Origin of the sequence: Arenibacter catalasegens, assembly GCF_002909235.1 — a bacterium.
Classification (GTDB): domain Bacteria; phylum Bacteroidota; class Bacteroidia; order Flavobacteriales; family Flavobacteriaceae; genus Arenibacter; species Arenibacter catalasegens.
In genome coordinates this window covers 1-10,967 of sequence record NZ_PHQQ01000032.1, presented here as the reverse complement: position 1 = coordinate 10,967, position 10,967 = coordinate 1, and the positions used below count along the sequence as shown (strand labels likewise).

The 10,967-nt window shown below is 39.0% G+C and carries 7 protein-coding genes; 4 read left to right on the top strand and 3 right to left on the bottom strand.

The genetic code is table 11. The annotated features are described in order from the left end of the window. Positions 1-353 precede the first annotated feature (353 nt). The 4 genes from CWD90_RS20100 (at position 354) to CWD90_RS20080 (ending at position 4,322) form a co-directional block, all read left to right on the top strand. A complete protein-coding gene (locus CWD90_RS20100; protein WP_103477855.1) occupies positions 354-1,205 on the top strand; it encodes a 3-keto-disaccharide hydrolase in 852 nt (283 codons plus the stop codon). A gap of 570 nt (positions 1,206-1,775) precedes the next feature. Next, positions 1,776-2,228, top strand: a complete 453-nt coding sequence (locus tag CWD90_RS20090; protein ID WP_103477853.1) for a hypothetical protein — start codon at positions 1,776-1,778, stop codon at positions 2,226-2,228. A gap of 175 nt (positions 2,229-2,403) precedes the next feature. Next, on the top strand, positions 2,404-3,039 hold the full coding sequence (locus tag CWD90_RS20085) for a SanA/YdcF family protein (protein WP_103477852.1): 636 nt from the start codon (positions 2,404-2,406) through the stop codon (positions 3,037-3,039). Between the two features lie 32 nt (positions 3,040-3,071). Further along, complete coding sequence (locus CWD90_RS20080) at positions 3,072-4,322, top strand: NRAMP family divalent metal transporter (RefSeq protein WP_103477851.1); 1,251 nt, start codon at positions 3,072-3,074, stop codon at positions 4,320-4,322. Between the two features lie 161 nt (positions 4,323-4,483). Here CWD90_RS20080 and CWD90_RS20075 read toward each other — a convergent pair whose 3' ends face one another. The 3 genes from CWD90_RS20075 to CWD90_RS20065 all read right to left on the bottom strand — a co-directional run. Next, the gene (locus tag CWD90_RS20075) at positions 4,484-6,412 is read right to left on the bottom strand and encodes an OmpA family protein (protein ID WP_103477850.1); all 1,929 of its coding nucleotides are present in this window, start codon (positions 6,410-6,412) and stop codon (positions 4,484-4,486) included. Positions 6,413-6,425: 13 nt separating this feature from the next. Continuing rightward, positions 6,426-7,418: a PorP/SprF family type IX secretion system membrane protein gene (locus tag CWD90_RS20070; protein ID WP_103477849.1), complete on the bottom strand. Its 993-nt coding sequence runs from the start codon at positions 7,416-7,418 to the stop codon at positions 6,426-6,428. Between the two features lie 8 nt (positions 7,419-7,426). Further along, positions 7,427-10,967: Calx-beta domain-containing protein (locus CWD90_RS20065; RefSeq protein ID WP_157941282.1), on the bottom strand; the 3,541-nt coding region annotated here is incomplete at its 5' end.

Below are 10,967 nucleotides of genomic sequence, written 5' to 3'. Positions count from 1 at the left end.
GGATGAAGTAATCAATCCATTTGAATATTCCATTGGATCTCTGGTTTATGTCCGCTCTAACTAATTCAATCTACCTATATTTAACACACCACAAAACCGTTCCACACAGAAGACATCCCTTGGCATTCGCTAACATTGTTCCCTTTTCAAAATTTGCAATGGCAATACACCTTACCGTCATAAATTCAAGGTTCTTTAAGGATTCTCTAGCAATTGTTTGGCCCAAAGCCAATTGAATGACATTTACAGTAACAGCATAGGCACATGAACAAAATGTTAAATGACGTGAATTATCCGGACTCACTTTTAAATTAAAATACTATTTTTAGGCCATTCAAACTAAATTTCATCCCATGAGAAGCAAATCTAATCATATACTTATTTCCATTCTTTTTATCCTTGGTCTGGTTCTATTTTCCAATGTCTGCCAAGCACAAAAAAGTGGAAAATGGAAACAATTATTCAATGGTAAAGATCTGACCGACTGGCAAATAAAAATCAGACACCACAAACTAAACGACAACTTCAGCGAAACCTTTCGGGTCAACGATGGAAATATTCAAGTGAGGTATGACCAATACACTAAATTCGACGAGCAATTTGGACATTTGTTTTACAAGGAGCCATTTTCATCTTATTTAATTGGAGTCGAATACCGGTTTATTGGAAATCAAGTTGCGGAAGGGCCTGGCTGGGCCTATAGAAATAGTGGGATTATGATTCATGGTCAAGACCCGACAACTATGACTGTTGATCAAGATTTTCCAAATTCTATTGAGGTACAGTTATTAGGAGGAAATGGCAAAGATGAACGTTCTACTGCCAATCTTTGCACACCTGGTACCCAATATGTAAAAGACGGTAAAACAATAAAACAACACTGTACCAATTCCACTTCCAAAACATATCATGGTGACCTATGGACAAGAGTAGAAGTTCTTGTATTAAGAGATTCCTTAATTGTTCATTACGTAAACGGTGAAGAGGTTATGCGCTATACAAAACCCCAGTTAGACCCTGTTAATGGAGATATGGAAGGAGAATTATTAAAGAGCGGAAGTATTTCCCTACAAAGTGAAAGTCACCCTATTGATATTAGGAAAGTAGAAATAGTCGATTTGGAAAGATATGTAGATAAACCTAAAAAACTCGAAAAGGTGATTGCAAAACTTATGGCTATAAAAAGAGTGGCGTCAAACCGCTAACTTTTTATATTAGCTTAATTACCTATTAGCTCTTTTGAGTCTATAAAGCCCCATCCACATTTGGTTACTGCAATTTCAAAAAAATTGTCTTCATGTAAAGACCAGTGTGAATATTCATTACATTTGATAAAAAAATCATCATGGCAAAGAGTCAAGACGCAAAAAAAAATTCAAAAAAAGAACCTCTTTTAACTCCTAAGGAAAAAAAAGAGGCAAAAAGGGAAAAGAAATCCAAGAGATCCTAAAGTAGTAGGTACCGATTTATCCTTTCATCTAATCTACGGGTCTAATGAACTATATCGCATACCTAATAAAGGTATGCGATATAGTTCATTGAGGTATATACAAATAAAATAATACCAGATATGACTCCTCCTTTTTATACAAAATAACTACCACAAATATTTTTCCTTTTGGAGCTTATTCATGGTTTTATCGGAGTTAATTTTAGCTCAAATACATTTAAAGTAGGTATTTCTTACAATTCGTCGATTTTTTATACCGATTAAAGTTTTTATAGAATATTGACCTATTTATTTTAGAATCTTTGGCTTATAAATCCTCCATAAAATGAAAAAATATATTTATTTATTCCTAGTATCGATGTCTTTAATTATTTCTGGATGTAGCAAAGATGATTCTTCTACAAAATCCTCCACAAGTGTTAAAGTGTATACATTGAGCCCTGTTTCCAATTCCAAAATTTCTGGTAAAGTTACTTTTAAAAAGAATGAAGATGGATCAACTACGATTCTGTTGGAGATAAATGGCTCTTCAACTGACATTCACCCCGCATTTATTTATCTTAACAACTTAGAAACAGGTGGGCAAGTCGCCATTACATTAGCACCAATAGATTGTGATTGCGAGTCGAGTAGTACAGTTATCACCACATTGGACGATGGAACACCAATCACTTACGAACAACTTCTAAAATTTGATGGACACATAAAGATTCATCAAAATGAAGACCATTTGGAAATTATCATCACACAAGGTAATATTGGTGCAAATTCCAACTAAACTAATTAATTTTTAACGATAGTACTTAAACCCCGACCTTATACGTCGGGGTTTATTTTTAGAACATGTTCAATTACGACTTCAGGAAACAAACAGAGGCAAATCAACTAATCATTATTTATTCACCTTCAGAAATGGTAGCATTAACTACATTTAAAACTAAATTTAGCGAGGTATGATAAAGAAAATTGGCATTACGTTTCTTCTAGGGGTGTTTTCTGTGTATGCCATACTTGTCTCCTGTAACCATATCATTGAGAAGGCTACTGAAGACAAAACTTTTTGGAGTGTAGTTGAGATTCCTAAAAACAAGGTTGGCGTGGTACTGGGAACCTCCAGCAAATTGGTCGGTGGGGGTTCCAACCCATATTACACCAATAGGATTAAGGCCACTCTTGATTTGTATAAGGCTGGAAAAATTGAATATGTTTTGGTAAGTGGGGATAACAGTTCCCTATATTACAACGAACCTACCACCTTTAAAAAAGACCTTATTCAGGGAGGTATACCCAAGGAAAAAATATATTTGGACTACGCCGGTTTTCGTACCTTGGATTCCATGGTTCGGGCCAAGGCGATTTTCGGATTGGAAAATGCTACCATAATTTCGCAAAAGTTCCATAATGAACGTGCCATTTTTCTAGCTGAAGAAAAGGGATTGCACGCTATTGGTTTTAATGCTGATGATATTTCGTTAAAGAATGGATTTAAAGTGCAGATAAGGGAATATTTTGCACGTGTAAAAGTATTTATTGATCTAGGACTTAATACCCAACCCAAATTTTATGGTGATAAAGTTGAAATCAAGTAATCTTAGTTATATTTAGGCTTGATATGTCCATAATGTCCACCATAAGGAATCTGATTCAAAACCTTGGCCCAGGCCTACTTTTTGCTAGTACTGCAATAGGAACTTCACATTTAGTTTTATCTACCAAAGCAGGAGCCCAATATGGGTGGATTATGGTAATTCCCATTATATTGGCCAACATACTAAAGTATCCTTTTTTCGAATTCGGAATTAGATACACCAACATCACCGATAAAACACTTATAGAAGGCTATCTTAATCGAGGCAAAGGCTATTTAACTTTTTATGCTATCATAACCCTGTTCAGCACCTTTACCATTCTAGCAGCCCTATATGTAGTTACCTCCGGATTGCTCATAAACCTCTTTCAGTTAATAAGTACGCCCGTGAATGTCGTGGCCGGCGGCCTTTTTATATTAATCTGTGCCTTACTTATCGTAGGACGTTATAAATTTTTGGAAATCTCCCTAAAATATGTAGTATCTATTTTATTTATAGCACTTTTCGTGACAACAATATTGGTAATCGCCAATGGGCAGGTAACTCCAATAGAGAACTTTAAGGCACCCATAATTTTTAATGACGTAGGCATCCTTTTTTTAATAGGATTAATTGGGTGGATGCCAACTACAGTAGAAGCTTCTAGCTGGATAAGCCTTTGGAGTATTGAAAAATTCAAAAACTCCAATCGCAAACCTTCCTTAAAGGAGGCCTTGCAAGAGTTCAGATTTGGCTATTTTACTACGGCAATACTGGCTATTTTCTTTATGACCATTGGCTGGCTTACGCTCTATGGAACCAATACTGAACTAAGCAACAGTGCCATCATTTTTGCGGATCAGTTAGTGCAATTGTTTACAGCCAATATTGGCTCCTGGGCGTATATTTTTATTGCCATTGCGGCATTCGCTACCATGTTTAGCACCTGTATTACCGCCCACGACGCCATAGCCCGTGTAAGTATTGATATTATTACTTTATTGCTTCCAAAAAAAGGGAATATAAAAAAAAGAGGTTTCCCCATTGCAATAATATCATTGGCAATTATTAATTATATCGTCATCCATATCTTTTCAGCTAATATGGGCATGCTAGTGGCATTGGCCACTTTTGTTTCTTTTGTAGTAGCCCCGATCATAGGGTATATGAATCTAAAAAATGTAATGAGCCATGAAATACCAGAAATTAATAGGCCCAATAGAAACTTACAAATTTTGACCTACTTAGGTATTCTTTTCCTTACCCTATTTTCTATTTATTATTGTTGGATGGTATTGTTCTAAGAAATAGAACTACAAAGTTTTCCCATGTTTATTTAGCTCAAATAGCCTGCTCCAGGTCTCCCTTTCTCTCCATTAATTAAGACTTACTACCAGGGATTTTAAATAAGTAAAGATCAATCAACCACCATTTTCTTAAAAAAAGTAGAAGAAATATAAATCCTCTAGAACATTAGCTTGTAATTAAGCACTACTATTAGAGATCTTTCATTTTTGTTATGCAACATTTCCAAGCAAAAAACACCATCCTTACAACCGTTCAATAATTTGTCTTCTCCATACCCAATAGAGTATAGAATATTTCCATTTGGCACTCCTTGCTTTAAAAGGTATTTTTTAATGGCATCGGCCCTTTTTTGGGAAAGGTTAAAATTTGAGCTACTACCTCCACGACTATCGGTATGTGATTCTATTCTAAGTTGCATTTGAGGAAACAATTTAACTGCATTCACCACTTTATCTAACTCCGGTGTTATTAAAGGAGTGATTTCAGAAGCGCCCTTGCTAAAATAAAACTTATTCATCTTGATGACACTTTGATCTTCACTCTCCTCTACAATATCATCTATAAAGGCTAGATCCACATTAAAACTATCAGTGTTCAAGTCCTCTAATTCATCCTTGCTGTAGGCTTTCTTATACATGGAATAGCGCTCTTTAGAGACTTGAAGTACTATTTCATCCCGCCAAGGTATTTCAATCTCATAATCGCCAGACTCCTTTGTATATACCTCTTTAATGGACTTGCCTTCAGCATCAAGAATATTTACCATTGCCTTATGAACTCCATTTTTATTGGGTGTTAAGATTTTACCTTTAAGTGAGAGTGTTTTTAATCCAGGTTTTTCCTTAACATTAAAACCATAAATATCATCCTTCCCTTTTCCCCCATCCCTATTTGATGAAAAATAACCTAATAGACCATTGCTATCATTATTTTTAATAATGAAGCCAAAGTCATCTTTCGGGGAATTAATACCCTCTCCGAGGTTTATGGGGATACTAAAGCTATCGTCTGCATGAATGTTGGACCTGTAAATATCCATTCCTCCCAAGCCATAAAAAATGTCCGAAGAAAAATAAAGGCTATTTTCAAATATAAAGGGAGCAATTTCATTGCCGGGAGTATTAATTCTTGGTCCAAGATTTATTGGCGAAGACATTATTAAGCCATCATTCGTGTATACATAATAAATATCCGTACCTCCCAAACTATCGTCGAAATTTGCTGCAAAAAATAATTTTCCAGTAGCTGCTTCGTAAAACGGATAATAAAAAGAAGTATCCGGATCTCTTAAAATAAACTTAAACGAGCCTTGCCCATTGCTCATACCAATTGACAATGCATTTTTGCCATTTTCACTGAATTGTAAATTCTCCCCATCTGAATTGGACAGGACATAAAATACATAACCTAGTTCCTCCGAATAATAGGGCGTAGAACGATGAAAATTACTATCGGAAATATTTTTGAACTCTTGAGGACTCTTTATGTCGCCTTGAGGTTCAATGTTAGACTCAAATATGTTTAGATAGGAGTCCCCAGAAGGCCCATAAACCTTCTTAGACCCATCTGGCCTACTACTGGAAAACAACAGCTTATCCTTATAGAAAGTAGGTGAAAAATCGGCTTGTGGGCTATTCCCGCTAACATTAAAAATCTTAAAATCCAATTCTTGATTGGTATTCGATGCTATTAACTCATAATTAAAATCAGCATTTTCCAATAATTCCCCTGACAGTCCATCTTTTTTTGTTGCCAAATACGCCCTGACCTTTTCAATTTCAGAGGTTTTGGACAACGACTGTAACATCTTGTTAAAATGGTGGGTAGACATCGTTGTGTCTTTCTGATAAATATTTACATAAATTTCGGAGGCCTCTTTATAATTCCCAATATACAGATAAGCATCTGCAAGATTTAAGTACTGCTTATTGGAGAGCACACCTTCCCTCAATTCTTTCTGGTATTCTTTAATTGCCTGCCCGTAGGAATACTCAAAAAACAGTATATCCCCTTTGGTTTTTTTCTGCTGTGCGAAACCGAAGGATGATAAAATGATAAAAAATATAACTACTACTTTAAACCTCATGTTCATAACTGTTTTAGAAAAACCTTGGGGTATCTATTTGCTTAGGCATACCTTTTTGCTCTCGATTTTTGTCTTTTTTACTTTTTCCGCTGGCCTTGCCTAGATAAAATTTCAATATTACTTCATGTGAACCCTGACTATACTCCCCTAAGCCATTCGTATTATAATCATAGGAATAACCAAAGAAAATACTTTCGGATACCTGTAACCCTGCCAATCCGCTAACAGCATTATCCAATCTATAAGACGCCCCCAAAGTTACAAGGTCACGAATTAAAAAATTGGTAGAAAGGTTTAAGTTTAAAGGTGCTCCATTTAAGTAATTCATTAAAAAGGCAGGCTTAAACTTTAGACCTTCGGAAAGCTCAAAAACATAGCCTCCTATAAAATTAAACTGTACCTTATCTTCAACTATATTAGCTACTTCATCGGCATAAATTCCAGAGGTTAAAAAATTCGGCACTGATAAGCCCATGTACCAATTTTGTTGATACATAAATACTCCAGCCCCCACAGTAGGATAGAATTTATTAAAGGTATCCGCACTATTGATCAAAGGCTCATTTGGATTTTCAAAATCTCCTTTAGTATAGTCTACATCAAGTAAGGAACCCCCTGCATCTACACCAAAAGACAACTTGGTATCATCCGAGAGTTGGACCTGAAATGAATAAGCTAGATCTATGTATGTTTGGGATGTTGGTCCCAATTGATCACTAACAACATTAAATCCAATTCCATTTTTTTCATTGGCCAAAGGTAGGTTTACACCAAATCGCAACGTTTTTGGCGCTCCCGGGATACCTGACCATTGAACGCGATATAAGCCTGTAATATCGGGCGTCTCCACTGTACCCACGTATGCAGGGTTAAAACTCCCAATATTGTACATATATTGGGTATACTGAGGTTCCTTCTGTCCGAAAAGCACAGTTACGGAAAATAACAGCAAGCTGCAAAGCAATAAAGGATTTCTATACCTTATCCTGTATATTCTATAATTCATAGTCAATTTTATCTTATGATTTGGATCCAACCTTTTTGCACTTCCGTTCCATCGCCGAGATCCAGTATATAAAAGTAAGTTCCTTTTGGCAAATCTCCATTTTTACCTGTTCCCATCCAAGAATTGTCATAGCCATTGGCCGTAAAGACCTCATTGCCGTAACGATCAAAAATTTGAAGGCTGTTATTGGGATAATCCTCAATACAGTTAATACGCAACAAATCGTTTGTGCCATCTCCATCAGGAGATATCATATTAAAAAGAAATCCACATTCATCTGTCGATCGCGGCGTAACTGTTACACTAGCCGTTGCCCTATCATTGGTCGCATTACTATCTTCAGGGAAAGAGTCTACTATAGCGGCTATATTCTGGTAAGTACCCACTTCAGTCACCTCAGCGGTAATGGTCAAGGTAACCACCTCTTCCGCCAAAATCTCATCCAATTGCCATACTCCAGCCACTGCATCATATATCCCCTTAGTAGCAGAACTACTCAAGTACAGGAACCCGGTTGCACGGCTTACAAGATCGTTAACCGCAACATTGGTAACCATGATCTGGCTTAGATTGGTCAGGGTAATGGTAAAGATAACTGTGCGATCTCCTCCTACAAAAACACTTTCCTTATCTACTATTTTCTCTAAACTAAGATCAATTCGGCAGACATCGGAAATATTAGGGATACAAGGATTATTGTTCGCAGGATCTAATTGATCTACAATACCGTCATTATCCGAATCCAGGATATTGGACTCCAAAGCATCAATTATCCCATCACTGTCCGTGTCTATCGGATTACTTATATCAGGTCCTACTTCTACACCATCGTTAATGCCATCGGCATCGGTATCCCGATTATTCGGATTCAAGCCCAAAGCAATTTCATCCCTATCGATAATACCGTCATTGTCACTATCCATGGTACAAGAGGTCACCGTAATAGTAACATCAACACTTTCGTCTGCACATGGGGAAACAGCTGTATTGGTCGTAAATCTAAAAATGTAGTCCCCGTCTACGGCACCCTCAAAATCAACAATGTTATCGGCACCTATAGTGACTGTTCCCGGAGAGCTGCCTACTAAAGTCCAAACCCCATTGCTACCTGCAGTCCTAGTGGTATCCAAATCTATAGTTGTAGGTCCTCCTCCGCTTATACTACAGACTGAATCATCTGTAGTGGTACCAGGATCAACTGGATCGGCAACCGTAACAATAACTGGCGTCCGTACCGTGATACAGTCGTTAGCAGAAGCCTCCACATAATAAGTGGTGGTAATATTAATACTGGGTGTTTCAAAGCTACTACCTTCTCCCAGTGGAGCCCCACCAGATTCTGAAACATACCAAAACAAGCTACCTCCGGCCGTTATAGTGGCACTAATTGTTGCCGTACCTGATCCACAAATAGTTGTCGGGGTGGTACTTAGTATTTCAGGAGGCACGTTGCGCACCAAGGTCACCTCCAAGGGTGGACTAATACAGCCTGTGCCTTCATTATACAAAAACCCGTAAAAGGTAGCCTCAAAATCTACGACACTGGTATTTAATCTGGCACCCTCAATAGAGAAATCACTATTACTGCTCCATATCAGCTCAAAACCAGCAGGAACAGCACTGTCTGTATAGGCATCCAAGTCCTGCGTAAAAGCAGCACAAAAAATAGTAGGCGTACTATTTATTAGGGGTGCTTCCATGCAATTATCGTTATCCGCAATGGTCCCTACCCCCTGGGCCTTATCTATTTGGACCAAGCCAGTGGCATTGGTGAGGTTAACAAAAAAGGTCTCCGTGCCTTCTGCCACACCGTCATCTAAAATATTGACTGTGATTGACTGGGTTTCACTATTTAATCCCAAGAAAATAAGTGCTCCGGAATTAGCGTCATAATCCGATCCAACCGTAGCTGTATTATTGGCGGTGGTGTAGGTCACCGTGGTTCCTGAAGGAACATTGGCATTTAAAGTAACTGTAAATGTAGCGGTGCCATCATCTTCATTTACCAAAACATCATCTATTGAAATTCCAGCGATATCCTCACTAGCTATATTCACTGTGGCGTTGTTGGGCGCACCAGCTGTATATCCCGTTCCTGTTCCCAGAGTCACTATCACCGTTTCCAAACCTGCTTCCACTTCGGAATCATTGATGGGGGTAACCGTAATCGTACTACTTTCCTGACTATTTGGGATAGATACCGTGCCTGCTAGTGCTATATAATCCGAACCGGAAGTAGCAGTACCACTAACAGTATAATTTATATCAATAGGTCCGCCTGTTAAGTTTGTAGTGTTTAAACCAACAGTAAAAGAACCTGAATCTAATGGGCTTTCTGCCGCATTAGCATCGGTTGCGATAATGCTAGCGACATAGCTATCGTTATCCACAATAGTTCCGATCCCCTGTGTCTTGCCCAGTTGGGCAAAACCAGTAGCATTGGTCAGGTTTACAAAAAAGGTTTCCGTGCCTTCAACCAGGATATCTTCGTTAATATCAATTGTAATTGTTCGTGTTTCATTATTAAATCCTAGGAAAGAAATTGTTCCTGAATCAGCGTCATAATCCGATCCAGCCAAAGCGGTATTGTTGGCGGTAGAATAAGTAACTGTTGTCCCAAGAAAAACAGCTCCGTTTAAGGTTACAGTAAAAGTTGCTGTACCATCAGCTTCATTGACTAAAATATCATTGATTGAAACTCCCGCGGTATCGTTGTCAGCAATGGTCACCGTAGCTGTATTATTAGGTGCCGCCGCTATAGAATAGCCTGTACCCGTCGCCAAAGTGAGTATCACCGTCTCGGAACCTTCGGCAATTGCATCGTCCACGGGGGTAACCGTGACAACTCCCGTCCGCAGCCCATTGGCTATTGAGACGCTCGTGCCGATATCCGCATAGTCCGTAGTATTGGTCGCATTAGAGCCCCCAGTAGCGATATTGAAATTCACAACGATGGCGCTTCCAGTGGTGTTCGCCGTACCAAGGTCCACTGTGAATTGTCCCGTGGTCGTGCCGGCCTCAGTAGCTGTCGCATCGTTAGCAGTAATACTAGCTATATAATTGTCATCATTGTTTATCGTATAGGTCGTCGAGGTCGGGGCAACCAGAGAAGCATCGCCAGTGGCGGCACTTAGCCCCAGCACTATCGTCTCGTTCGGCTCCACGCCAGCATCGTTGGTTATCGAAAGGGTCGGTATAGGTATGTCAGTCGCTGTAGTTCCGTCGTACACACCAGCAGGGATGTTCACCACCTGGGGGCTCGTAAAGGTATAGTCAACACCACTGGTCGCCGTGCCGGTACCCGAATTCGTCACCGTTACTGTGGTCGCGGCCGTAACCGTTCCCGTCACGAAAAGCGTAGGGAGGTTCGCCCCAGTGTTCTCCGGACCGGATCCCGTTGCTGAGGAAAACGACACCGTAACGCTGTCATCATTGTTTATCGTATAGGTCGTCGAGGTCGGGGCAACCAGAGAAGCATCGCCAGTGGCGGCACTTAGCCCCAGCACTATCGTCTCGTTCGGCTCCACGCCAGCATCGTTGGTTATCGAA

Bases quoted from the DNA above. Each gene is read 5' to 3' on its own strand.
- CWD90_RS20100 (WP_103477855.1), top strand. From the start codon at position 354: ATGAGAAGCAAATCTAATCATATACTTATTTCCATTCTTTTTATCCTT.
- CWD90_RS20090 (WP_103477853.1), top strand. From the start codon at position 1,776: ATGAAAAAATATATTTATTTATTCCTAGTATCGATGTCTTTAATTATT.
- CWD90_RS20085 (WP_103477852.1), top strand. From the start codon at position 2,404: ATGATAAAGAAAATTGGCATTACGTTTCTTCTAGGGGTGTTTTCTGTG.
- CWD90_RS20080 (WP_103477851.1), top strand. From the start codon at position 3,072: ATGTCCACCATAAGGAATCTGATTCAAAACCTTGGCCCAGGCCTACTT.
- CWD90_RS20075 (WP_103477850.1), bottom strand. From the start codon at position 6,412: ATGAGGTTTAAAGTAGTAGTTATATTTTTTATCATTTTATCATCCTTC.
- CWD90_RS20070 (WP_103477849.1), bottom strand. From the start codon at position 7,418: ATGAATTATAGAATATACAGGATAAGGTATAGAAATCCTTTATTGCTT.